Origin of the sequence: Oligella ureolytica DSM 18253, assembly GCF_000373745.1 — a bacterium.
Taxonomy (GTDB): domain Bacteria; phylum Pseudomonadota; class Gammaproteobacteria; order Burkholderiales; family Burkholderiaceae_B; genus Oligella; species Oligella ureolytica.
Genome location: NZ_KB892308.1, coordinates 1 through 25,452, shown reverse-complemented (window position 1 = coordinate 25,452; position 25,452 = coordinate 1). Strand labels below are relative to the sequence as shown.

The following is a 25,452-nucleotide window of genomic DNA, read 5'->3' as shown; positions in this document are numbered from 1 at the left end:
TTAATTAAGCTTCGATTTTAGCAACAACACCGGCACCTACGGTACGGCCACCCTCACGGATAGCGAAACGTAGACCTTCCTGCATCGCGATAGGTGCAATTAACTCAACGTCCATTGACACGTTATCACCAGGAAGTACCATCTCTTTATCAGCTGGTAGTGTAATCGTACCGGTTACGTCAGTTGTACGGAAGTAGAACTGAGGACGGTAACCTTGGAAGAATGGCGTGTGACGACCACCCTCTTCTTTAGATAAAATATACACTTCGGCTGAGAACTTAGTGTGTGGGTTGATTGAACCCGGCTTAGCTAATACTTGGCCACGCTCAACGTCTTCACGCTTCGTACCACGTAGTAAAATACCAACGTTATCACCCGCCTCACCTTGGTCGAGTAACTTACGGAACATCTCAACACCGGTACAAATGGATTTCTGAGTTTCACGGATACCAACGATCTCGATCTCTTCACCCACTTTAATAATACCGCGCTCAATACGACCGGTGACTACCGTACCACGACCAGAAATAGAGAATACATCCTCAACCGGCATTAGGAAAGAACCGTCAACCGCACGCTCTGGCGTTGGGATATAAGTGTCTAACGCTTCAGCTAACGCTAAAACAGCTTCCTTACCTAAAGGACCTTCGTCGCCTTCTAAGGCTAAACGAGCAGAACCCTTAATGATTGGCGTGTCATCACCTGGGAAATCGTACATGCTTAATAGCTCACGAACTTCCATCTCAACTAACTCGATTAACTCTTCGTCATCAACTAAGTCAGCTTTGTTTAGGAAAACAACGATGTAAGGTACACCAACCTGACGTGATAATAAGATGTGCTCACGTGTCTGAGGCATTGGGCCATCTGCAGCTGAACAAACTAAAATCGCACCGTCCATCTGAGCTGCACCGGTAATCATGTTCTTAACATAGTCCGCGTGACCTGGGCAGTCAACGTGTGCGTAGTGACGGTTAGGGGTTTCGTATTCTACGTGAGACGTAGAAATGGTAATACCACGTGCTTTTTCCTCAGGAGCTGCATCAATCTGAGCGTAATCGCGCGCATCACCACCGTACTCTTTAGCTAGTACAGTACAAATAGCTGCTGTTAAAGTGGTTTTACCGTGGTCAACGTGACCGATAGTACCAACGTTTACGTGTGGTTTGGTACGTTCAAACTTACCTTTTGCCATGACCTACTCCTGAAAGATTCCTGACAGTGTTATGTTTAGTAGTGGTGCCCAAGGCGAGAATTGAACTCGCGACCTCTCCCTTACCAAGGGAGTGCTCTACCACTGAGCCACTTGGGCACTAGAAATGATGTATTAGTATGAACTAGAAGATAAGTGAACTGTATTGATACTACTAATCTGCACTCATTACTAAAACAACCATTTTTTTAGCTACAAATAGCTAGAGTAAATCATTTGTATAAGTACAGATTATTTACTCTAATCATCTGGGATAATTTAATTGATTTAAATTTGATTGCTGAGAACTAGCGAGAATTATACTTTAAGGCGTATGGAGCGGGTGATGGGAATCGAACCCACGCCGTCAGCTTGGAAGGCTGTTGCACTACCATTGTGCTACACCCGCAGGGGACACCTAACCAACAGCCCTAAACCTATACTACTAGATTCTAAGCTAACAAATCTTTGGTGGTGGAGGTTGGATTCGAACCAACGTAGGCGTTAGCCAACAGATTTACAGTCTGCCTCCTTTAGCCACTCGGACACTCCACCGCAAAGAATTAATAATTGTAATGATTAAATTATATTATGTCAAATGATATTGTAGGTTTATTTACTATTTGTTGTCTTTTTGTTGTTTTTCACTTTTTTTTGATAAACCCACCATACAAAATATCCATATATGACTTAAAAAAATCAAAGGGAGTAGCAAAAAGCGATCCCCTGCCAGCTTTTCAGTTGTCTATTACACCTGCCAGCCCCTGCTTTTCCAACAACGCATTTAACTGTTCCCAGTCGTGGAAATCAATTAATAGTTGTCCTTTTTGTTTGGCGTTTACTTTAATTGCAACCTTTGTTCCAAGATAATCAGAAAGTGCTTCTTCTATACGCACCACGTCTCGACTTCTTTCTTTATTATCAGCGGTTTTTGCTTGTTGCTTATCTTGCATTGAAAACAGCTTGACGAGTCTTTCTGTTTCCCTGACTGATAATTGCTTGGCTACTACTTGATTAGCAATTAATATCTGCTCAGCTGCCGGCAATGTCAATAAAGCTCTGGCATGTCCCATATCTATTTGGCTACTGACCAAGAGTGATTGTACCGGTTCAGAGAGATTTAATAATCTTAAAAGGTTTGAGGTATAGGAACGAGACCGCCCAATACTTTCAGCCACTTGTTCGTGAGTAAAATCAAATTCTTTTATTAAGCGGTCAATCCCTTTAGCTTCTTCTAACGGATTTAAATCCTCACGCTGCATGTTTTCTATCAAGGCCATAACGGCAGCTTGCTCGTCGCTCACATCACGAATTAATACAGGTACCTCTGTTAATCCTGCGATTTTTGCAGCTCTAAAACGCCTTTCACCGGCAATAATCTCATACTGTTCTACTTCACCAGCAATGAGTCGCACCAATATAGGCTGCATGATTCCTTCACGAGCAATAGAGTCAGCTAGCTCTTCTAGCTTTTCTTGCTCCATATGAGTGCGTGGTTGATATTTACCGGCTTTTAATTGGTTTAATTTTAAAGTATTAGTTGTGTTTGACTTCTCTTCTACTGCTGCCGTACCTTGTGCTTTATCGTGTCCTGGACTCAGGACAGATTCACTTAAGCTATCGCCGCGTATGACTTGCGCAATTGCTACATCTTCACCTAGCAATGCTCCTAAACCTCGGCCTAATCCCTTAGCTTGTTTTCTGGGCGTCGCCACTTTCACTGCTTTTTTAGCAACTGATTTTTTCACCGCTGTTTTTTTACTCGTTGATTTACTGACCATATCTCTATCTTTTAATTTATTATTAAATTAATTGTTATTATTTATTTTTAGTTTTTCTTAATAGCTCTTTAGCAAACTGCATATACGCCTTTGCACCGCGAGAAGACTTATCATATTGGACGCCCGGTATCCCATAACTTGGCGCTTCTGCCAAGCGTACATTTCGTGGGATCATTGTTTTAAATACTTTATCACCAAAATACTCTTCCAACTGCTCCGATACTTGCTGTTGTAATGTCATTCGTGGGTCAAACATCACACGTAAAAGACCGGTAATTTCTAATTTTGGATTAATATTTTGATATACCCTCTTTACGGTATTTACCAAATCAGATAATCCTTCTAATGCAAAGTACTCACATTGCATTGGAATAATTACCCCATCTGCACTGGCTAAGGCATTAATCGTGAGTAAAGATAAGGTCGGAGGACAATCAATAAGAATATAATCATATTCTTTATCAAGTTCATCAATCGCATTTTTTAGTCTGTACTCTCTATCTTCTAATTCCATTAAGTCGATATCAGCACCTGACAACTCTCTATTACTTGGCAACACATCATAGCCAACACTCTCTGAGCGCACTACGGTGTCATTAATAGTAGCTTGACCAATCAATACATGATAAACATTGACATTTAATTCATTTTTTTCGACCCCGGAGCCCATGGTCGCATTACCCTGAGGGTCCAGATCAATAAGCAGAACCTTTTTTTTACTAGCAGCTAAGCCGGCTGAAAGATTAACGGCTGTTGTTGTTTTACCGACGCCACCCTTCTGATTTGCTACACAATATATCTTAGCCAAATTAATCACCCAACCCCTTTCTCTTCAACCAAATTAAACAACGCTCAGCATCCATATCTACCACTTCTAATGCTTGCCATAAATCAAGCAACCAATCGCTCGTCTTTTCAAGCTCTGCTATTTCATCAGGATAATAATGCCCTTTCATAGCTACTAAGTGACCATTTTTCTTTACCGTATGACCTGACCAATTGGCAAAATCACTTAACGAAGCAAAAGCACGTGAAACAACTAAATCTGCTTCATCTGAAGCATAGTCTTCAATTCTACAATGTTTTGAGCTTAAGTTTTTCAGCCCAAGACGTCCTGCCACCATTGTAATAAAACTTGTCTTTTTTTCTACTGCATCAATGCAAATAACATGCCAATGTGGACAACAAATTGCAATAATTACGCCCGGTAAGCCACCACCGGAACCAACATCCAACACGACAGCCGCTTTGTTTGCACCTACTTGCTGCTGGAGCAGCGCTATAACTGAAAGACTATCAAACAAATGTTGGACTAAAATCTGCTCTGCCTCTTTAATCGCAGTAATATTATACGTTTTATTCCACTTTTGTATTAGCTCCAAATAAAGCAAAATACTTTGTTTTTGCTTATCATCGAGTACTAATCCCATTTTTTCAGCGGCTTTGGTTAAACGGATATCAAAGCTACTCATAAAGCTCCCTTGATCTAGCCTTTATTAATAATGTTCCACGTGAAACATTATACCTATCAAATCAAAAAGCTTCTAAAAGCAAATGTGTAATTTACTCTTAGAAGCTTGTTTAGATTAAAATTTAAATAATTTAAGCTTTTAATGCACTGCTTTGCGAAAATCGCTTCACATGAATTAATAACAAAGATATTGCTGCTGGCGTCATGCCGGGAATACGTGAAGCTTGTCCAATCGTTTCAGGTTTATGCTGAATCAAGAAGGATCGAGCCTCTATTGATAAATTAGCAATCTTATTGTAGTCAAAATCAGCTGGAATTCTCATGTTTTCAAATTGTTGCTGACGCCTAACCTCTTCTTGCTGCCTATCGATATAACCGGAGTATTTGATTTGAATTTCAACCTGTGTAATTTCGTCAACGGTTAATTCTTCGCTGGTTTTAAAATCTTCGCCGCTTTTCGTTTGTAAATTCATGAGCGCGTGATAGTCAACATTAGGTCGTTTTAAAAGTTCCGATAAAACATAGGATTTTTCAAGCGCACGGCCTAACACCTTAGTTGCGTCATCCTGATTGTAAGTATCGCTATTAATTCTAATTGAATTTAAACGCTTAATTTCTTGCTGAACATTATTACGCTTAGCTTCAAAAGCATCCCATCTTTCTTGTGGAACGACACCTAACTGATAACCAATTTCAGTCAAACGAAAATCAGCATTATCCTCACGCAAGCTTAAACGATATTCTGCTCGTGAAGTAAACATACGATACGGCTCAGTTACTCCACGTGTAATTAAATCATCTACCAATACACCTAGATATGCTTCATCACGTCGTGGCGTCCAACTCTCTTTACCCTGTAATAAAAGATTTGCATTAATTCCTGCTAACAAACCTTGAGCAGCAGCCTCTTCATAACCTGTCGTACCATTAATTTGACCGGCAAAAAACAACCCTTTGATATGTTTACTTTCTAAGCTTGACTTTAATTCGCGTGGATCATAAAAATCGTATTCAATCGCATAGCCTGGACGTAAAATATGGGCATTTTCTAAGCCTTTAATACTTCGTACTAATTTAAATTGAATATCAAACGGTAAACTTGTTGAAATACCATTAGGATAAATTTCATGTGTAAACAATCCTTCTGGTTCTAGATAAATTTGATGAGAATTTTTATCAGCAAATCGATTGATCTTATCCTCAACAGATGGACAATACCTAGGGCCTACACCGTCAATCACACCTGTATACATAGGTGATCGGTCAAAACCACTACGAATAATATCGTGCGTTTCTTCGTTTGTATGAGTAATCCAACAAGATATTTGACGAGGCGGCTCTTCAGTTCGTCCTAAATAAGAGAACGTTGGAATAGGATCAATATCACCAGGTTGTTCTTCTAAACTACTAAAGTCAATTGTACGCGCATCCAGTCTTGGTGGCGTACCCGTTTTTAACCGTCCTTGTGGTAAATTCATTTCTTTTAATCGATGTGCAAGGCTAACCGATGGAGGATCACCCGCTCTACCTCCAGAATAGTTATCTAGACCGACATGAATTTTTCCATTTAAAAAAGTACCCGCAGTTAAAATAACAACCGGCGCATAAAACTTAAGCCCAATTTGAGTGGCAGCACCTATCACTCTATCCCCTTCTACAAGTAAGTCTTCAACTCCTTGCTGAAAAAGAAATAGGTTTTCTTGGTTTTCTAGTATATAACGAATAGCATTTTTATATAGTACTCTATCCGCTTGTGCTCTCGTTGCTCTTACAGCAGGTCCCTTAGAGGCATTAAGAATCCTAAACTGAATACCGGCTTTATCAGTCGCTTGAGCCATCGCTCCGCCTAAGGCATCAATCTCTTTAATTAAATGCCCCTTACCAATCCCACCAATGGAAGGATTACAAGATAATTGCCCTAAGGTCTCAATATTATGCGTTATTAGTAAGGTTCTACTTCCCATGCGTGCCGAAGCTAAAGCAGCTTCAGTGCCCGCGTGACCACCACCAACGACAATAACGTCAAATGTGTTTGGAAAATCCATGGTTTTCAATAAAAATAATTAAGATAGTGCAGCGTTTCAAATGCCACAACAGATTTAAGTAATGACCATTTAGATAATGTTCCACGTGAAACATTATTATTTAAAATGCTTATTAAATTTATTTTTATAATTAGAAATAAAGTTTTGTTTTTCTATGCATTTTATTTATCTATTCTTCTGGCACTTATTTGAGTTGAGAATAAAACGATAAGAAAGTTTATTAATAGATAGTTAATAAACAACAACTCCTATACTCAAAAATCATTTTACCATAATTTATAAAAACTTCTCTTTTTTATTTTGTACAAAAACTGAGGAATATGAATGTTTCACGTGAAACATTCATATTCCTAGTTAATCACAATAGCTTGTGGATAACTTACTGGATAACTTTGGTATTTAACTAGGAAAACACTGTATATATTGTGTATAACACTCTAACTATCTGTATTATAGGTATTTAATTAGCTGTCTTTGATTTGTTTTAATAAAAGCTTTTGTGGATAAATAAAAAAAGAGGATGTTATGACGTTAACAAATCAGGCTTTAGAAATAAGATCTAAGCTTCCTGATGTGGGGACAACAATTTTCACTGTAATGAGCCAATTAGCAGTTGAAAATAATGCAATTAATTTGGGACAAGGCTTTCCAGAATTTAATCCCGATGAAAAGTTATTAACACTAGTTAATAACGCAATGAAGGAAGGACATAATCAATATGCACCAATGCCGGGTATTCCCAGTTTAAGAAATGAAATAGCAAACAAAGTAAAAACTCTTTATGGAGCGGATATCAATCCAGATAGTGAAATAACTGTCGTAAGTGGTGCGACTGAAGCGTTAATAGTTGCAATCAATGCTATTGTTCATCCAGGTGATGAAGTTATAGTGATCGAACCATGCTATGACTCATATGTTCCTTGCATCAGATTAGCTGGCGGAGTACCAGTTTTTGTTCAACTTAATAAGCCTACAAAAGAAAACCCTTCATACAGCATGAATTGGGATCAATTAAAAGAGGTCATAACTGATAAAACCAGACTAATTATTTTAAATTTTCCTCATAACCCAACTGGAATCACTTTAAAACAAGAAGATTTAGACACTTTAGCTGAAATAACACGAGAAAAGAATATTTTCTTAATTGCTGATGAAGTCTATGAGCATATTGTATATAACAATAAAAAATTCTTAAGTTTTTTAACTCACCCTGAACTGCAAGCCAAAACCTTTGCTATCTCATCTTTTGGCAAAACTTACCATAACACTGGCTGGAAGATTGGCTACTGTGTTGCACCATCTAAACTAAGTGCCGAATTCAGAAAAATTCATCAATTCACCGTATTTTCCGTACCAACTCCTTTTCAATTTGCTTTAGCAGAATTTATGAAGGAGCCATCTCATTATCTTAAGTTAGCTAGTTTTTATGAAAAGAAGCATGACTTATTACTAAACGGTTTAAAAGAAACTCGATTTAAAGCAATACCGAGTGATGGTACTTTTTTCTTGTTGGCTGATTACAGTGAGATCTCAGATGAAAATGAATTGGATTTTGCTATTCAATTAACAAAAAAAATGGGTGTAACTTTAATTCCCGTATCTGCTTTTTATCAAGATAGTCGTTCTATTGAAGCAAATAATCATATATTGCGCTTTTGTTTTGCTAAGGGTGATAAAACCTTAGAAAAAGCGATAGAGCTACTAAAGAAAATTTAAGCTAAATGTTAATACATTATTAATTATTATTACTTGTTATTATTGTTATACCTTGTGGATAACTGGGATAAGTGCTTTTTCATTTATTAATACAATGGCTTATATCTGATTTTTAAAAGGATAAATTGCTTTATTTAGGCTTATCCTAATGTGAATAGTTTTTATCTTATTTTATTAATTAATATATAAGAGCAATCGATGCACTAGTTATCCACAATCTTAGGATAATAATAAATGTTTTCAACAAAATTTGATCAAAATAAGTTAAACAAAGGGTGGGGAAGAACTTATTTTCCGATAGAACTCATTAATGACATGTCGGCCAATGCAATAATTTGCTTCACTTAGCTTTGAAAATAAGTTTTGGGCTGCGTAAGTAATTTAAAAATGCTTATTACATTGCAGAAATTAGTTTGCTTATCGGTTCCTTTTGATTAAGCACAGGCATTTTTAAAAAAATTGATCTACTTAGAGATAACTAAATAAATTAAATTAAAGCGCAATGTTAATACATTATTAATTATTATTAACTTTTATTATTATTATGCTCTGTGGATAACTGGGATAAGTCACTTTTATTTATTAAAAACAATGACTTGAAGTGGGAATTTCAAAGAGTAAGTTTGCTATTTTGAACTTAACTTAAAGTGGATAAATTAATGGCTTCAAATAGGGCATTGTTTTACTCGGATCTCGGTCACGACTTATCCACATTAAGCTATCATAGAGCTTATTCAACATTGTTTTTATTGATTTTCTTAATAAAGGGATTGAAATGCCATATCAAAACGATAATATTTTTGCAAAAATCATTAGTGGTGAAGCACCTTCATATAAAGTTTATGAAGATGAGAATACTTTCGTTATGATGGATATCATGCCTGAATCTAAAGGGCATTTATTAGTCTTACCAAAAGAGTCTGCAGAGAATATTTTTGATATTAGTGATGAAGCGATTTCAGCATGTGTACGAACTTGTAAAAAAATAGCCCCTGCATTAATGAAAGCGACAAATGCTGATGGTTTGATTATGAGCCAATTTAATCATGCGGCTGCTGGTCAGACTGTGTTTCACTTGCATTTCCATCTTGTTCCAGTTTATGAAGGACAAAAAAGAAATGAACACGCAAGAACTCAAGGCGATCCAGAGGAATTAACCGCTTTAGCTAAAGAAATAGCTTCTTTTATTGAATAAATAGTTAAAAAATGTCAGTAATAAAGTTTCAAGATGACCCCATTGTGGCAATAGCAACTGCTCCAGGTCGAGGGGGTATTGGTGTTGTACGAGTATCGGGCAAAGATTTGTCTTCTTACATTAATGCATTTTTTGGTCGAGATTTAACGCCTCGTCATGCCTATTATTTACCTTTTTGTGATGCGCACGGTGAGGTCATCGATGAAGGAATTGCTTTATATTTTAAAGGACCAAACTCCTACACTGGTGAAGACGTTTTAGAGTTGCAAGGACACGGTGGACCAGCTGTCTTAAAACGCATTATAAAGCGCTGTATAGAGATTTCTGTCGGTAATCAGTGCTTACGTCCAGCTGAGCCCGGTGAATTCACTCAGCGCGCTTTTTTAAATGGTCGTTTGGATTTGGCCCAAGCTGAAGCAGTCGCTGATTTAATTGATGCCAGTTCGGAATCTGCTGCACGAAGTGCTATGGCGTCATTGAGTGGTGAATTTTCAAAACTAGTTAATGAACTCGCAGATAGCATTATTTATTTACGAATGTTGGTTGAAGCAACGCTTGATTTTCCCGAAGAAGAGATTGAGTTTTTAGAAAAATATGATGCTGTTCCTCAATTAGAAGCTTTACAAGAGAAATTACGTCATATCTTGCAGGTTTCAGAGCAGGGCATGATACTCAGAGAGGGCCTACACGTTGTTTTGGCGGGGCAACCTAATGTTGGTAAGTCCAGTCTCTTAAATGCGCTTGCAGGCGATGAGGTGGCTATTGTGACTGCCATTGCCGGTACGACACGTGATAGGGTAGTGCAGCAAATCCATTTAAATGGGGTGCCATTACATATTGTTGATACTGCAGGACTTCGTGAAACGGATGATACGGTAGAAAGTATTGGTATTGAACGTAGTTGGGCTGAAATTGCCAAGGCAGATGTTATTTTGCATCTACAAGATGCTGCCGCTCCCGATCTCGAGGCCAATCAAGATATTCTTTCAAAAATGCCGACTAAAACACCGGTGATCACCGTGTTTAATAAGATCGATCTTTTAGATGAGCAAACACTGGCGAAATTAAAAAATCAAAATACTGCTGATAACAGGGTATTTCTGTCAGCTAAAGAGCAGTTTGGTTTACAACAATTAACTGAGTTATTACTTTCAATTGCCGGTTTACAGGTACAACAAGAAACGCCTTGGTTAGCTCGTGAACGACATTTAATTGCCTTAAAAGAATCTATGGATCATTTAAACCAAGCATATAATTTTGCTCAACAAGATGATCGTGTGTTGGATTTATTTGCTGAAGAATTGCGTTTATCCCATGAAGCGTTAAATTCAATTACCGGTGAGTTCACTAGTGATGATTTATTAGGTGAGATTTTCTCGTCTTTTTGTATAGGAAAGTAAGGGAGTAGGGGAGGGGTTAAGAGCCTCAAAATTTTCTAATTTTATTAAGATTAACTGTATTGTTTTAAGTTTAAACTAATAAGGTTGGTCTAAACAATACAACAATGGAATATAAAATGTTCCACGTGGAGCATTTTATATTCCTGGAGTTATTTTTTATGCAACCTGCTTTTGTAGCTTATTTATTTTTAGCTATCGCCATTATTTTCGAAGTCTGCGGCACAGCAATGCTCGTCAAAACAGGACAATTTACTCGCTTGTTACCTACCGCTTTTGTAATTGTTCTTTATGTGGTTTCATTTTATTTTCTTTCATTAAGTCTAAAATTTATTCCTGTAGGAATAGCTTATGCAATTTGGAGTGCTGTAGGAATTGTAGCTATTGCGCTTATAGGTTTTGTATTTTTTAAACAAAGTTTAGATATGCCGGCAATAGCAGGAATTTCTTTAATTATTATCGGTGTACTGATAATTAATCTATTTTCAAAATCGGTAACACATGGATAAATCGTAATAGATTTACTACGTCATGCTTTTTATTTTCTGTAAGAGGTATGGTTCTTAGAGTAGTGATGTGATGCTAATAATCACGAGTAATCTGAAATTAACTAAAGTGTAAATTAAACTAACTATAGTTAGTTTTTTTGATAATTAGTGTTTATTAATAAATTATAAAAAATAGTTAGAAGTTGTAGAACATAAATACGCATGAATTACTAGAAATGGTTTTTATTACTTATTTGAACACCAATAAGACATCTTATAGCTAGTGCACGACGTATATTTGAATGCAGTGTGTTTTTTGAAAAAACCTTGGTTTTGCCAAAAGTTGGACGTAGCCGATTACATCTGTGTAAGGATGGTTCACCAAGAGTGATTAAAGCGGTTGGGTTGCGACGTAATGGTAGTGAATTTGTTTTGCTAGAGGTAGATGCATCGGATGGGGTGAAAATGCTTTCTACCAAAGTCTTGATTGGCGTTGATGGCGAAACATGGCGGAGTGATTTTGAGAGAATACGACGTGGGGTAGTGAAGAGCTCCTTGAACTGGCCAAATGGTTTGCTTGATCAGCTATATGGAAAAGAAAGATATAGAGGGGTGAATCACCCGAAGGGGCTGGGGGAGCTGCAAGTGTCGAGAGAAGATATGGAGGGGTGGGCTGAGAGAGTGGTTAGAGAGCAATTGACGGATTAAAGGAATGACTGAAACCACTACTAGGTGGGAATGCAGACATGAATAATTGGTTAGGATTATGACTATTGGGTTTGAAGTTTACTCAGATAAAGAAATTGACAGAGGTTTAGTGAGCCGTTATTGGGCACAAGATGAAGAGGGAAAATTTGTAGAGAAAGTGAGTGATTTATAATCACCCCATTTTTAATAGCAGTTGGCAGTAGAATTATTTAATTTATGTTGATGTAATTTTTGCCTCGGTGTGATGCCACCTAATGCCATGTTGGGGCGTTCGTTATTNTAAGTCCAGAGCCAAGCAGTCGCTCCGTGCTGAACTTCTTCTAGACTGTCGAAGAGATTCTGGGTTAACCAGTCATAACGTACCGTCCGATTATAGCGCTCGACATACGCGTTTTGTTGTGGATTACCGGGCTGAGTGTGAATCAACGTGATATGCCGCTTAGCTGCCCACGCTAGGAGTGTTTTACTAATGTATTCCGGCCATTATGGCTTCGCCGAACTGCGTTTCACACCGTAGGCATGCAGGCTTGCCTCGCCACTCGATGATTTGATCCAACACCCTTGTGACTCGCTCAGCGGGCAAAGAGAAGTCCACCTCTATGCCCAAACCCTCACGGTTAAAGTCATCAATCACGTTAAAGAGACGCAAGCAGCGACCGTCAGCCAGTTGGTCATGCATAAAATTCATTGACCACACTTGGTTGATCGCAGTCCCTGTATGTCAAGATAGACCTGAGCCACTTGATTTTGAGATAACATATAGATCAGGGTAATCAGGAGCGCATTATGCCAAAACCAGTGACACCGATCGAATCCAAAGTGGAGCCGAACCCTTCCTTAGAAAAACGCACCCGTCGCGTGTTTACGCCCGAGTATAAACTATCCATCATACAGCAAGCCGATGCCTGCAAACACGGTGAATTAGGTGCGCTGCTGCGTCGTAAAAAACTGTACTCAAATCAATTGGCTCAATGGCGACGAGAGTTAGCCGAAGATGGTCTGGCGGGGTTATCGAAATCAGCCCCCGGTCCTGTACCTAAGAAGACAGCCGAGCAAAAACGCATTGAGCAGTCTTACTACTACGAGGGTTATCAAAAAGAAAATGATGAGGAATAGTTGAATCTTTTAAGTCGATTTAAAAAAGCAGCTGCTATACTCGCCAAAAGAGTAACAAACAGCTGCTTTTTATTGTATAACTCATATCTTATTTAGCAGTAGCAACTCCGCTCACTAGCTCTTGATTTGAGCGTTCTACTTTTTCAATATCAAAACCCTGAGTCGCTGCATAGTCTAATAACTCCTTAACCACTGCTTGATCGGCTTCTTTCTCACGTGAAAGTACCCATAAGTACTCACGGTCTGGTGTACCGACTAAGGAGTATTCATAATCTCCCTGCAACTTTAGAATCCAGTAATCACCCCAAACTTTGGGTGACCAAGAAAGCCATGTCGGTGCAAATCGGACCTCAAGCTTAGCTGGGTCAGTCGGCTCGATATCACTGGATAAACGTCCTTCACCAATAGCCGTGGTAATGGAACCATTTGCCGTGCGGCAGCTATTAGTAACTTTAAGCGTTTGGTCGTCATTTAAAACATAATCTGCTTGTACATCAGCGACACATTGTTCTTGAAATCGATGAGGTAATCGTGCTTGCTCGTGCCAAGTACCAACGTATTTTTCCAAGTCAACGTCTTGTTGTATCGGAAGGGGAGCGTGTTCAGTCTCAAGTGAAGTTGAGGTTGAGCTACAACCCGCCAAAATGGCAAGTGCTGATAAAGTAAGGATTTTTTTCATATTTTTCCCCTAGAAGAATTAAAAAGGAAGACTCATTTTGAAATGATAACAAGATTTTTAACAGGGTGGTTATATGAAAATTGTTGGAAGTTTGTAAGTGTTGAGAACAATTGTTTAAAAGTAAAGGGTTTGGTTGATGACTAACTACTAAATATGATTCTAAACAAGAAAAAGTTGAAATCAATAAGTGTCTTTGTTTTCTAATGTTAATGCGAGTTGCTATGAGAGTATACGGACATATCGTTAAATAGAGGGGTAAAAGGCTGTTTCATAGTGCTTTTGAAAAAACCTTAGCGCTATTTTGGGTAACTTAAAAAATAACCCATAAGCCTATTGTTAGCTTGTCTATTACGCATCTAAGACTCCACCTGAGCAGAGGGTGAGATCGTATTTTTTATAAATAATCTAGGAGCTCCTTGTACTCGGCATAGCTTCTTTGGTTTCGTGAAGCCCTATCGATTGATGCGTAAAGAGAGTCTATGGCATTGTGGCTAAATAGCATAAGCTCATGTAATGTACGCTATGGGTGCAACACAGAAGGCTTTAGTAAAGCACTTTCTAAAGCTCTGTTGTCCGTTACTAAAATATTGACTTAACTTAATCGACGCCAGATACCAATTACACAACTATTGAAAAATGAATCTACTTTTTTAATATTACAAGGAGTGCTCATGGAAACAATTTATTTTTCTAAAAAGAGACTTAAATGAGTTTGAGATAATTCGCCAGATCATTTCATCGATCTTAGGGGGGTAATCCTCCCACAAAACCATAGCAAATTAGAAGTAGAATTTCTTATAAAGGAAATTCAATGAAAAGATCACGATATACCGACAGCCAAATCATGGCGATTCTTAAACAAGCCGAAACTGGTACGCCTGTGCCAGAGCTATGCCGAGAGCATGGTATGAGTAGCGCCACTTTCTACAAGTGGCGTGCTAAATACGGTGGCATGGATGCCTCCATGATGTCTCGACTTAAAGAGCTTGAAGCGGAGAATCAGCGCCTTAAAAAGATGTATGCCGAAGAGCGCCTAAAGGCTGAGATTGCTCGCGAGGCCATCGAAAAAAAGTGGTAAGGCCATCTCGACGTAAAGAGATGGCGCAGCGCTCGGTCACGCAATTTAGAGCGAGTATACGAGTGGTATGTGAAGTATTGAGCATCAGCCAAAGCTGCTATTACTACCGGCCTAAACAAGCCGATGAGAACGAGGTCATTGCTGACTGGTTGATTCGATTAACCACCGCTCAACGTAACTGGGGCTTTGGCTTATGTTTCCTGTATTTGCGTAACATTAAGGGCTTTAAATGGAACCACAAACGAGTTTATCGAATCTACCGCGAGCTAGAACTAAACTTGCGTATCAAACCTAAGAAACGTATTGTACGTGAGCGTCCTGAGGTACTCGGTACAACCACTGCGATCAACCAAGTGTGGTCGATGGATTTTATGCATGACCAGCTGGCTGACGGTCGTTGTCTGCGTCTCTTTAACGTGATTGATGACTTTAACCGTGAGGGTTTGGGCATAGAGGTGGACTTCTCTTTGCCTGCAGAGCGAGTCACGAGAGTGCTGGATCAAATCATCGAGTGGCGAGGCAAGCCTGCNTGCTTAAGGTGTGAAACGCAGTTCGGCGAAGCCATAATGGGCCGGAATACATTAGTAAAACACTCCTAGCGTGGGCAGCTAAGCGGCATATCACGTTGATTCACACTCAGCCCGGTAATCCACAACAAAACGCGTATGTCGAGCGTTATAATCGGACGGTACGTTATGACTGGCTAACCCAGAATCTCTTCGAGAGTTTAGAAGAAGTTCAGCACGGAGCGACTGCTTGGCTCTGGACTTACAATAACGAACGCCCCAACATGGCATTAGGTGGCATCACACCGAGGCAAAAATTACATCAACATAAATTAAATAATTCTACTGCCAACTGCTATTAAAAATGGGGTGATTACCTATATGCTCCACGATATTTTCTCGGATGAAGAAAAGCGGAATAGCGCAGAGAGCGTAAATAAACAGAAAGTAAACTCTAGGCATACGCTCTGAAAGTCCGCTTAAACTTGACAGCATATATCGATCACTCTCTCTAACTTCCTCTATCTAATTAAACAAATAATCTTAACGTCTAAAATCCATACTTTCAGATAAACTGCCCATTATCACGGTCAGCAAAAACAATCTTGTCTTTTTGATTTTCCAGATAAAGAATTGGACGATGTTGTGACATCTCATCAAGCTTTATTTTTTGAATGTTAGAAACAGTCTCTGTAAAGTGCAAGCTATTCAATTGACCGTCACTATCCTTATAAGTAACATCAATGCGATAAGCAGGTTCATCACTGCTGTAATGTGTCTGCTTCCAAGTAATGGATTCGGTGGTACTGCTAAGTCCGGAAAGCTTAATGACGTCAACAGGCATGCCATTAGGCCCTGCCTCAACAGAGCCGTGACTATGATAAATCCATAAAAGCACAATATTGCCTAAAGGAGCCCAATGCCAAACAGTGACTGTATTAAACAAGGTAAATACATCATCTGTCAGATGCTGTGTTGTCTGTGCCACATAAAGCAATGGCAAAAACATCTGTAGCAAGGTGATAATAATCAGGCATAGACCTAACTTAATATGTCCACGAGTCACTCGACCATGCTCATTAGCCAGTGCAAAAACTGGCGTTACCACCTTACCATTAAGCCACACTGGCATATACGCAGTAGTACCACCCTCGTACTCGATTGCTAAACGTTGATTTTGTGTTTCAATAATTTCATTAAGGCTAGAAGAAGATGAGTAATCCACCGGCATAGAGAAAATATGAGTGATTAGAGTACCTGCCAGATTAGATAACTTTACCTTGATCTGACGATTCACATGCTCTTTACGAAATTGCTCCTCACCCTCTAATCCTTTTCTATGCAAAGACAACGGCGGTAATCCCGAAAAATCATGGTGAGAATCCCCAATTATCTCTGCCCTCACCACCTGATCGCTCTTTTTAAGCTGAGCAATGGCAGAATCAGGAAGGAAATAATACTTAATGACCAAGCAGAAGGCTAGTAACCAAACAACTAATCCAATGTAGAAACCAGTATGGCTAGTCCGTTCTATATGTTCAGCGATGGAGGTTCGAGTAAATAAAAGCGGTATAGCGCAAAAAATGTAGACAAACAAAAAATCCACTCGTGGCGCACGGTCCATATATGTTTTCTTTTCTTTAATGATATATTTTTGACTTGTATGGTGCTAATCACTGGACTTATGCCCCACAAATAGAACAACCATCTTGTAACTGCTATGATTTCAGGTAATGGATGATATTTTGATAAAAGAAATGTTAACAACAAAAGATGACTGATTGATGACTAACTAATGACTAATTAGTGACAAGCCAAAGCTCAACGCAGCTTCCAACTCCGCCACCCCATCACCATCACAAGCCCGCCGATCAACACTAACAAAAATAGGGATAACGGTCGCTCCACAAAGGTTAAAAAGGAACCATCTGAGAGCAATAAGGTGCGACGTAAGTGCTCCTCAAGTAAAGGGCCTAGGATAAAAGCTAAAATAAAGGAGGCCGTGCTACAGCCAAAGCGGCGCATAACATAACCAAGAAGTCCAAAAAGCAGCAGCAACACAATATCAGCGCTACTGCTATTTAAGAGATAAACTCCTAGGGTAGAAGCCACTAAAATAATAGGCAGTAATATCGGCTTTGACACCTGCAATAGTTTTACCCAGATACCAATCAGTGGCAAATTCAATACTAGCAGCATCAAATTACCAATCCACATAGACACAATCACTCCGAAAAACAGCTCGGGGTGATGATTAATCAATGTAGGTCCAGGCTGAATATTATGCACATTCATGGTGCCCATCATTAGCGCCACCACAGCACTACCCGGAATACCTAAGGTTAATAAAGGGATCATGGAAGTTTGGGCTGCTGCATTCGTAGCCGCTTCTGGAGCGGCTAGTCCGGCTGGATGACCTGTGCCCAACTCCTCCCGCTCACGATTTACTTGCTTTTCAACGCTATAAGCAGCAAAAGAGGCAATAGTGGCTCCAATCCCTGGAAAAATGCCTAATAACACCCCCATCAAGGTGCCACGACTAGCTGGAGCGACAGATTGCTTTGCCTCAGTTTTCGAGGGATAAAGTGACTTAAAGGGAATCGCCGCCATGGCAGGTATTTTGCCACCGGCACGTCGTAGCTTAAATTGATGCACTAACTGTTCAATGACTTCAGCAATTCCAAATACGCCCATAGCAACAACGGCAATAGGAAAGCCATCACTTAGTGCCATGATGCCGTATTCAAAACGTGGAGTTCCTGTATAAAAATCAATACCGACAGTACTCAAGAAAAGGCCTAGCCCCACCATACCCATGGTTTTTAAATAAGCCCCACTGGCAAAACTCATACTACCAATGAGCCCCAAAACCATCAAAAGCGCATACTCAGCCGAAGCAAAAGCCAGCGCAACTTTACCGAGTAATGGTGCTGAAAGAAACATCAGCAAAGTAGACACACAGCCAGCAAAAAAAGAACTCAAGGCAGAGATGGCTAATGCCGCACCAGCACGCCCTTTTTTTGCCATGGGATAGCCATCAAACACCGACACCGCTGCCGAACTTTCACCAGGTATACCAAGCAAAATCGCAGAGGTATTACCCCCGTATTGGGCACCGTAGTAAATACCAGCCAACATGATAATGCCTGAGACGGGGGAAATCACATAGGTTAAAGGCAACAACATGGCAATGACTGACATGGTACCAATGCCGGGAATCACGCCAACAATGGTACCAAGAAGCACACCAATAAAGGCATAAAACAGATTTTGAGGAGCGAGCGCTACTTCCAGCCCAAGGGTGAACATGTCTAACATCAAACTAGACCCCAATAAAATCTGGCCAGAGCATCACCCCTGAAGGAGCGATCACCTCAACTAGCAAGTAGGACAAAGCCGTACAAAGCACAAGACCGATCAGCGTTGATCGCCATGAGGATTCGGGATAAAATACACGGCTGCTAATCACCAGTAAAGTAATACTAGCCATCAAGCCCAGATAGTGAATCGCCAAGGCATACGTCAATAAAATAACTGTAAACACCAGAACGATAAACAGCTCCGACCAATCACTACGATGAGCAGAGTGGCGCACATCATCGCTAGCCTTAGCCCTAAAAGCAACAAACACTTCTTTAAGCAACATGAAAAAACCGGCTAATACAATTAGCCCAGAACCTATTAATGGAAAAAATCCCGCTTGCATTTGCGCGAATGTGCCGATGTCATAAAACATCACGCTCTGATAAAGCATGACTAATCCAAATACTAGGTAGCACAAAGCCACTATCCGGTTTTTTCGCTTAATTTGTTGCTTCATTGCTGTGTGGCAAACTCAATAAAGGCTGCTTGCTCTTCTTTCAGCAAGGCATCAAACGTCTCCCCATCTTGCAAATATGGGGTTAAAGAGAAAGGTGCTAATTCCTCCGCAAACTGTGGTGTATCAAAAACCTCCATTAGCGTTGCGGCAATTTGCTTTTTGATCTCATCTGCCGTTTCTTCATGTACAAAAACTGCATACCACTGGTCTAAGTTTGGGCCGTTCTTAAGCCACAGTTCACTAGTCGCCAAAGCGTCAGTTGCTGCTTCTTGCCTTGCGCTGGTTATTGCTAGAGCACGAACAGAGCCATTTTCAAGCATTGCTTTGGCCGAGGCCTGGGTAACCACAGCAGCTGATAACTCCTCACGAACCACTTCCAATAAGGCATCAGCACAACCACCATAAGGAACATGCGTTGTTTCAGCATCACGCTTTAAACGCATCACCGCCCAGTGTTGGGGGGTACCAAGACCACACGATCCGATATAGAGTTTATCCGATTCATTCAGCAATGACTCCAGCGTATCAAAGCGCGAATCTGCAGGTACGATTAACAAAGAAGAAGATTTTGCGATGGAACCAAGGGCTGTAAAGCCTTCAACTTTAGGAAGCTCTGGGGTCAAAATAGGTGGCACGGTAGTAAAGCTACTATTATTAAAATAAAGGGTATAGCCATCAGCAGGACGATTTTTGACATAGTTTTCTGCCACTCGGCCACTGGCACCTGCCATATTTTTAACAATCACTTGAGTACTCCACTGCTCACTCAAGTTTTTAGCCATATGACGAGCTAGGATATCTGTGCCTCCACCCGCTGAAAATGGCACTATAAGCGTGACCGTTTCTCGAGGAAAGTCACGATGACTTGTTGTGTTAGTTTGTTCCGATGAAGTCGTCAGATCATCTGTACAAGCCGCTAACACTAAAGCTATCGACGCTAACCCTAATCCTTTTAAGCCTTTTAAAAAGTTGCCTTTCATGCCTGTGTACCTCGATTATCAGTAGCGGTAGAAGGGATAAAATCAAGTCCGATATCTAATGAAGGCACTGTATGCGTCAACCAGCCCATGGCAATAAAATCAACCCCAGTTTGTGCTACGCCAAGAACCGTCTCGGGATTAACACCGCCAGAAGCTTCGGTACGAGCTCTCCCCTGACACAGTGCAACCGCATCACGTAATTCATCTAGGCTCATATTGTCCAGCAGCACAAGATCGACACCTACCGCTAATGCCTCCTCTAGTTGCTCCAATGTATCCACTTCAATCTCTAGCGGAATCAGATGCCCTGCCACCTCTTTAGCCTGACGCAGCGCCGCCGTAATACTACCTGCAATCGCAATGTGGTTATCCTTAATCAAGATCGCGTCATCCAGTCCAAGTCGATGGTTACGCCCTCCTCCGGCTCGCACAGCATACTTTTGCAAAGTACGTAGGCCTGGAATGGTTTTGCGAGTACAAGTAATCACCGCCTCGGTCTCTTTAACTAAATTTACAATGTCATTTGTTTGGGTCGCAATACCACTCAAATGCGTTAAAAAATTAAGTGCTGTACGTTCTGCAGATAATAAAGCTTGCGCATTACCCGATACCTCGGCGAGAACCGTGGATGGCTCAACCCTTTGTCCATCGCGACACTGCGCAACAAACTCGATATCGGCATCAATCATATAAAAAGCCAATCGAGCTAACGACATACCGGCAATGACACCCGACTGACGTGAGACTATGTTCAGGGTCGCCTTAAGATCAGGCGCTATCGTGGCATAACTGGTGACATCACCTCGTCGGCCTAAATCCTCAGTCAGGGCAAATTCCACATAGGGACGAAGCAATAAATCGGGTAAGGGAAAAAGATGTTTATTCATGACTACCTATACTGTTCTGTTATGCTCAATAAGAGCATAAATATTTGTACTCGAAGTGAGCATAATCTATTTTTAATAAATAGTCAACACTCTAGCGACTGCAATGAATATATAAATAGTCTAGATTTAAAAGAAAAAGTGATACTACTGAATGGGCAGCTTACTACCGGAAACCGAACGCTCCAGTAAGATATCAGGCTTAAAGTGATATAGTTTCGCCGGTCGTCCAGGACCAGAGGTATCCTGCTGTCCGGTTTCCTCAATCAATCCCTGATTGATGATCATCCGACGAAAATTCTGCTTATGTAAAATAATCCCTGCTAAAGCCTCTATACTTTGCTGAAGCTGCAACAAGGTAAACTGCGGTGGCATCAGCTCAAAGATCACCGGACGGTATTTAATCTTTGCACGCAGACGGGCAATACCGGAAGCTAGCACACGACGGTGGTCATGCCTCATCATGCTACCCACATGATGCTCAGATACCCTACCCTCTTCAAAGCGTGGTGACTCAGGTACTAAGCCAACCTCATACAGCATCTCATAGCGCTGGAGAATATACTCTTCATTCCACTCAAAACCCTCAAGCCCCCAGCACATATTCAAACGTTGAAGGCGTCGATTACGCAACTTAAGGCTATCCGCAGCATCAAGCCACTGCAGAAAAAATGGTAGAAATTCTGAATCGATATAGTCCGGACGACCACGACGCTGATCCTCCCAAGGAAAATAGAGGTACCAGCTTTTCCACTTGGCCTGAAGATCAATCAACTCCCTTTCCTCATGCACCAGTCCAAGATAACCAATATAGATCAACGGCTGGCCTGCGGCTGTGGTTCGTTTACTATCAACAAAGGTATAAAGCTGCTCTACATAACCAAGTGGTTGATGGGTCTGCTTTTCCACCCACTCACGCACACCCGCTTGCAAGGAACTATGAATCGGCGTCAACGGGCCACTGGGTAAAAAAGTACCCTGCTCCACCGTTAATACCTTTGCTTCATTATCAGTTACGGCAACTAACACTGCGGCCAGTTCCGTCGTTCCTTGTTCTTTTTCCATTGATGAGTAGCCCAAATGAGTTTTATAGTTCTATCTTGAGTTTAGTTTTAATGATGTTCATGAGTATGAACCATTTTGAGTATATCAAAACAGCATGAAAAATCATTTCTTTTGTTTGAAAATGGCCTGAATCATGGCTAGCTGAATATTTTTTATAAATAACTTACAAAAAGCTTCCCAGTCGTGGACATATATCTTCATAGCCTTAGCTAAAAATTGTGGGTTCTGCATCCCACAATACCAACACTTTTGCGTAAATATGCTTAAAAGAGACTAAATAAGACTGTATGAAATTAAAGAAATTTGAAGTGCAAAAATACCACAACCCTTTGATTTAAAGGGCTTTAGTAGTCTTTTTTAAAGAGAAACAAAAGAAGAGAAAAACAAATGATGGTGCTCACGGGGAGACTTGAACTCCCAAGGCTCTCGCCACTACCACCTCAAGGTAGCGTGTCTACCAATTCCACCACGTGAGCAATATATGAAGACTTTATGAATTTTTATTTTGCAATAAAGAGATAGATTCTAGCACAACTTTTACTAATCTGCAAAACAAAATGAGCTAATTGCCTAACTCAAAAAGAAATGCAGCCCTATGTGTTGGCTGCACCCCTAAAAACAACAATCAATAGCTAAACTTACTGAGCTGCAGGTGTTTCTTCAGCCGCTGGCGCTTCTTCAGGAGTACCTAAAGAAGGCACCGCCGCATCTGCTTCTGCCTCATCACTAGGAGCCGTAGGGGCTGCGGGCATAGAAGAATCTTCTACGCTAGGGCTAGAAGGCACTGAATCGCCTGCGCCAGGAATAACCGGAACCTCGTTAAACTGCTCCATTAGACCCGCTTCCGGACCGCTGGAAGTTGTTGTGGTGAATGACTTAGAACCAATATAGGCTAACGCCAATGTCGTTGCAAAAAACACAACTGCTGCCCACTTAGTCATACGAGAGAAGAAGTTTGCAGCACCGGCAGAACCGAATACGCTACCCGCAGAGCCGCCACCAAAGGCAGATCCCATGTCTGCACCCTTACCTTGCTGCAACATGACCAAAACGATCACAGCAAAAGCAGCAACAACCTGCACAACAATTAATACTGGAAAAAGAAATGACGGCATTAAAAACTCCAACTAAGGAATAACGAGCTAAACGCTCTAAACTTTAAATATAAATAATGTGTATCAACACGTCTAACAACAAAAATTCGACTCTCAATACCTGCCAATTACGCACTAACGGTCGCAATCGCCAGAAAATCCTTGGCATCTAAAGACGCACCACCCACTAGCGCCCCATCAATATCCGGCATGTCAAATAGACTGGCGGCATTATCCGGTTTGACACTGCCACCGTACAAAATATAGACATGATCAGCGCCAATTTCGACCAACAATGAACGGATGTAGGCGTGCACGCTCTGGGCCTGCTCAGGCGTAGCTGTTAGCCCGGTACCGATGGCCCAAATTGGTTCGTAGGCAATGACTATCTTGTCTACCTGCTCGACACCTAAGGCTAAAACAGGCGCTAATTGCTGACGAATAACATCTAAGGCAAGACCATCTTCGTGCTCTTGCAACGACTCACCCACACAGACAACCGGGATTAAACCATGACTAATTGCTTGCTGCGCTTTTTGAGCAACTAACTCACTATCTTCGGCATGCATTTGGCGACGCTCAGAATGCCCTACTAGCACCCAGGTACTGCCGAAATCATTGAGCATTGGCGCAGAGACCTCACCGGTATAAGCGCCTTGGGTATGGGCACTTAAATCCTGAGCCCCCCACAAGAACTCACTGCCTTCAAGTAATTGGCTCACTTGAGCGAGATATGGAAAAGGCACACAGACACCACAACGCACAGAAGCAGGTAATTGCTTACCGCCTTCTGATAATTCACGGATGAGCTGCGCATTGGCTGACAAACTACCGTGCATCTTCCAATTGCCAAGCACCAAACGCCCACCTTGTGGCAACACATTAAGATTATTATTAGTCACAATCACTATCGCTAATCGCTTAAATATCAAGATAACCCATAATTATAGCTTGAAAAGCTACTCATTGTCCGGGAAAGTGATAATAATTTTACCGATTTGCTCGCCGGCATCCATCATCTCATGGGCTTTTTGGATATCCGTATAATCAAACACCGCATGCACCACCGGTTTAATCGCACCGGACTCAATTAATGGCCAGACATTGTCCTCTAAGGCACGAGCAATTTTAGCTTTGTACTCATCACTACGTGGTCTTAGGCTTGAACCGGTCACGGTTAATCGTTTAAACACAATGCGCGCGGCATCCAACTCACCCATACGGCCACCCATAATCGCAATCATCGAAAGGCGCCCATCTTCAGCCAACGAAGCGATGTTTTTACTGACATAATCGCCGGCAACCATATCAAGAATCACATCGACGCCACGTTTATTAGTCAGCGCCTTAATTTCTTCAACAAAGTCTTGTGTCTTGTAGTTAATCCCTTTGTCGCAACCTAAGGCCTCGATGGCAGCAACGCGCTCATCCGAACCCGCTGTCGCATACACCGTATGGCCCATCGCTTTAGCAATTTGAATTGCCGTTGTGCCAATACCGCTCGCACCGCCGTGTACTAACAAGGTTTCCCCTTCGAATAGACCAACACGATCAAAAAGATTAATCCAAACAGTAAAATAAGTCTCAGGCAAGCCGGCCGCTTCGACCATGTTTAAGCCCTTGGGAATTGGCAAACAATGGCTAGCCTGTACCGCGACGTATTCGGCATAACCGCCCCCCGGTGTCAGCGCACACACCTCATCACCAATGCTATGCTCCGTACCCGAGACATCGCCTTCGACAATTACACCGGCCACTTCGAGACCGGGCAAGTCTGACGCACCAGCAGGAGGAGGATAACTACCCTCGCGTTGAGCCACATCAGGGCGATTAATGCCGGCTGCCTTTACTCTAACAAGCACCTCACCGGCTTTTAACGCCGGTTTCTCACGCTCGACAATATGCAGCACTTCCGGTCCACCGGCACCTTGAATCTCAATCGCTTTCATTTTTTACTCCTTATACCTTATACATTTAAAACTTGACATCCTCCCCGCCCTAAAGAACGGGGATTCCTACGGCGTTCAGGCGACCATCGCCTGACTCGCTTCGGTGGGTTCTTGGCCCGACGCCCTTACCTACAGGCGAAGTCTCTGCACAAGCTAACCGGGCGTGTCCCGCCCTTAACACATTGATCGCGCCGACTACGTCAGCGTTTTCCTCAAAATCACAGTCCATACACTGGAACCGCGCTTGGCTGCGCCGATTTTCTTTGGCGATATGACCGCAACAAGGGC

22 protein-coding genes, 4 tRNA genes and 2 pseudogenes are annotated in these 25,452 nt (G+C 41.2%); 7 read left to right on the top strand and 21 right to left on the bottom strand.

All coding sequences use genetic code 11. The features are described from left to right. Window positions 1-4: 4 nt before the first annotated feature. The 8 genes from tuf to mnmG all read right to left on the bottom strand — a co-directional run bounded on the left by tuf (window position 5) and on the right by mnmG (window position 6,489). Window positions 5-1,195: an elongation factor Tu gene (tuf, locus tag B092_RS0108170; RefSeq protein WP_018574320.1), complete on the bottom strand. Its 1,191-nt coding sequence runs from the start codon at window positions 1,193-1,195 to the stop codon at window positions 5-7. A 42-nt stretch (window positions 1,196-1,237) separates the two neighbouring features. Next, window positions 1,238-1,312 (bottom strand) — tRNA-Thr (locus B092_RS0108165). 215 nt (window positions 1,313-1,527) lie between these two features. Then, a tRNA-Gly gene (locus B092_RS0108160) sits at window positions 1,528-1,601 on the bottom strand. 60 nt (window positions 1,602-1,661) lie between these two features. Then, a tRNA-Tyr gene (locus B092_RS0108155) sits at window positions 1,662-1,747 on the bottom strand. Window positions 1,748-1,929: 182 nt separating this feature from the next. Beyond that, window positions 1,930-2,973 (bottom strand): ParB/RepB/Spo0J family partition protein, encoded by a 1,044-nt coding sequence (locus B092_RS0108150; RefSeq protein ID WP_018574750.1) that lies wholly within the window; start codon window positions 2,971-2,973, stop codon window positions 1,930-1,932. Between the two features lie 37 nt (window positions 2,974-3,010). Next, window positions 3,011-3,790 (bottom strand): ParA family protein, encoded by a 780-nt coding sequence (locus B092_RS0108145; protein WP_018574749.1) that lies wholly within the window; start codon window positions 3,788-3,790, stop codon window positions 3,011-3,013. Next, a complete protein-coding gene (gene rsmG / locus B092_RS0108140) occupies window positions 3,783-4,445 on the bottom strand; it encodes a 16S rRNA (guanine(527)-N(7))-methyltransferase RsmG (protein WP_018574748.1) in 663 nt (220 codons plus the stop codon). The genes B092_RS0108145 and rsmG overlap by 8 nt, the downstream gene beginning before the upstream one ends. A gap of 130 nt (window positions 4,446-4,575) precedes the next feature. Continuing rightward, the gene (gene mnmG / locus B092_RS0108135) at window positions 4,576-6,489 is read right to left on the bottom strand and encodes a tRNA uridine-5-carboxymethylaminomethyl(34) synthesis enzyme MnmG (RefSeq protein WP_018574747.1); all 1,914 of its coding nucleotides are present in this window, start codon (window positions 6,487-6,489) and stop codon (window positions 4,576-4,578) included. Window positions 6,490-7,014: 525 nt separating this feature from the next. On the opposite strand from mnmG, the gene B092_RS0108130 reads away from it, so the two are divergent. The 5 genes from B092_RS0108130 to B092_RS0108110 all read left to right on the top strand — a co-directional run bounded on the left by B092_RS0108130 (window position 7,015) and on the right by B092_RS0108110 (window position 11,993). Beyond that, window positions 7,015-8,205, top strand: coding sequence for a methionine aminotransferase (locus B092_RS0108130; RefSeq protein WP_018574746.1), 1,191 nt, complete (start codon window positions 7,015-7,017; stop codon window positions 8,203-8,205). A 775-nt stretch (window positions 8,206-8,980) separates the two neighbouring features. Then, entirely contained in the window at window positions 8,981-9,400 is a 420-nt protein-coding gene (locus tag B092_RS0108125; RefSeq protein ID WP_018574745.1) for an HIT family protein, read from the top strand. Window positions 9,401-9,411: 11 nt separating this feature from the next. Further along, a complete protein-coding gene (gene mnmE, locus B092_RS0108120) occupies window positions 9,412-10,800 on the top strand; it encodes a tRNA uridine-5-carboxymethylaminomethyl(34) synthesis GTPase MnmE (RefSeq protein WP_018574744.1) in 1,389 nt (462 codons plus the stop codon). A gap of 158 nt (window positions 10,801-10,958) precedes the next feature. Further along, window positions 10,959-11,306, top strand: a complete 348-nt coding sequence (locus B092_RS0108115; protein WP_026253674.1) for a DMT family transporter — start codon at window positions 10,959-10,961, stop codon at window positions 11,304-11,306. A gap of 243 nt (window positions 11,307-11,549) precedes the next feature. Beyond that, window positions 11,550-11,993, top strand: a complete 444-nt coding sequence (locus tag B092_RS0108110; RefSeq protein ID WP_255313364.1) for a Tn7-like element transposition protein TnsE — start codon at window positions 11,550-11,552, stop codon at window positions 11,991-11,993. A 183-nt stretch (window positions 11,994-12,176) separates the two neighbouring features. Here the strand turns inward: B092_RS0108110 and B092_RS14015 are convergent. After that, window positions 12,177-12,702 (bottom strand): annotated as a pseudogene (locus B092_RS14015) (integrase core domain-containing protein); the annotation flags it as partial. A 77-nt stretch (window positions 12,703-12,779) separates the two neighbouring features. On the opposite strand from B092_RS14015, the gene B092_RS15405 reads away from it, so the two are divergent. Continuing rightward, window positions 12,780-13,109, top strand: a complete 330-nt coding sequence (locus B092_RS15405) for a hypothetical protein (RefSeq protein ID WP_018574739.1) — start codon at window positions 12,780-12,782, stop codon at window positions 13,107-13,109. An 88-nt stretch (window positions 13,110-13,197) separates the two neighbouring features. Here B092_RS15405 and B092_RS0108090 read toward each other — a convergent pair whose 3' ends face one another. Further along, a complete protein-coding gene (locus tag B092_RS0108090) occupies window positions 13,198-13,788 on the bottom strand; it encodes a lipocalin family protein (protein ID WP_018574738.1) in 591 nt (196 codons plus the stop codon). A gap of 811 nt (window positions 13,789-14,599) precedes the next feature. Between B092_RS0108090 and B092_RS14005 the strand changes: the two are divergent. Further along, window positions 14,600-15,734: pseudogene (locus B092_RS14005) on the top strand (IS3 family transposase). A 203-nt stretch (window positions 15,735-15,937) separates the two neighbouring features. On the opposite strand, the gene B092_RS0108075 reads toward B092_RS14005, so the two are convergent. The 11 genes from B092_RS0108075 to B092_RS13995 all read right to left on the bottom strand — a co-directional run. Beyond that, on the bottom strand, window positions 15,938-16,996 hold the full coding sequence (locus tag B092_RS0108075) for a hypothetical protein (protein ID WP_018574736.1): 1,059 nt from the start codon (window positions 16,994-16,996) through the stop codon (window positions 15,938-15,940). A 197-nt stretch (window positions 16,997-17,193) separates the two neighbouring features. Next, entirely contained in the window at window positions 17,194-18,690 is a 1,497-nt protein-coding gene (locus B092_RS0108070; protein WP_018574735.1) for a tripartite tricarboxylate transporter permease, read from the bottom strand. 4 nt (window positions 18,691-18,694) lie between these two features. Beyond that, complete coding sequence (locus B092_RS0108065) at window positions 18,695-19,192, bottom strand: tripartite tricarboxylate transporter TctB family protein (protein ID WP_018574734.1); 498 nt, start codon at window positions 19,190-19,192, stop codon at window positions 18,695-18,697. Next, window positions 19,189-20,172, bottom strand: coding sequence for a Bug family tripartite tricarboxylate transporter substrate binding protein (locus B092_RS14710; protein WP_018574733.1), 984 nt, complete (start codon window positions 20,170-20,172; stop codon window positions 19,189-19,191). The genes B092_RS0108065 and B092_RS14710 overlap by 4 nt, the downstream gene beginning before the upstream one ends. Further along, on the bottom strand, window positions 20,169-21,059 hold the full coding sequence (gene nadC / locus B092_RS0108055; protein ID WP_018574732.1) for a carboxylating nicotinate-nucleotide diphosphorylase: 891 nt from the start codon (window positions 21,057-21,059) through the stop codon (window positions 20,169-20,171). Before nadC ends, B092_RS14710 begins: the two co-directional genes overlap by 4 nt. Before the next feature lie 144 nt (window positions 21,060-21,203). Beyond that, entirely contained in the window at window positions 21,204-22,121 is a 918-nt protein-coding gene (locus B092_RS0108050; protein WP_018574731.1) for an NUDIX hydrolase, read from the bottom strand. A gap of 391 nt (window positions 22,122-22,512) precedes the next feature. Further along, window positions 22,513-22,597, bottom strand: a tRNA-Leu gene (locus B092_RS0108040). 162 nt (window positions 22,598-22,759) lie between these two features. Further along, window positions 22,760-23,236, bottom strand: coding sequence for a preprotein translocase subunit SecG (gene secG / locus B092_RS0108035; RefSeq protein ID WP_018574729.1), 477 nt, complete (start codon window positions 23,234-23,236; stop codon window positions 22,760-22,762). A gap of 107 nt (window positions 23,237-23,343) precedes the next feature. Continuing rightward, entirely contained in the window at window positions 23,344-24,123 is a 780-nt protein-coding gene (gene tpiA / locus B092_RS0108030) for a triose-phosphate isomerase (protein WP_018574728.1), read from the bottom strand. 51 nt (window positions 24,124-24,174) lie between these two features. Beyond that, window positions 24,175-25,164 (bottom strand): NAD(P)H-quinone oxidoreductase, encoded by a 990-nt coding sequence (locus tag B092_RS0108025; protein WP_018574727.1) that lies wholly within the window; start codon window positions 25,162-25,164, stop codon window positions 24,175-24,177. A 49-nt stretch (window positions 25,165-25,213) separates the two neighbouring features. Then, window positions 25,214-25,452 (bottom strand): zinc ribbon domain-containing protein (locus B092_RS13995; RefSeq protein WP_018574726.1); only part of this gene is annotated, 239 nt, incomplete at its 5' end.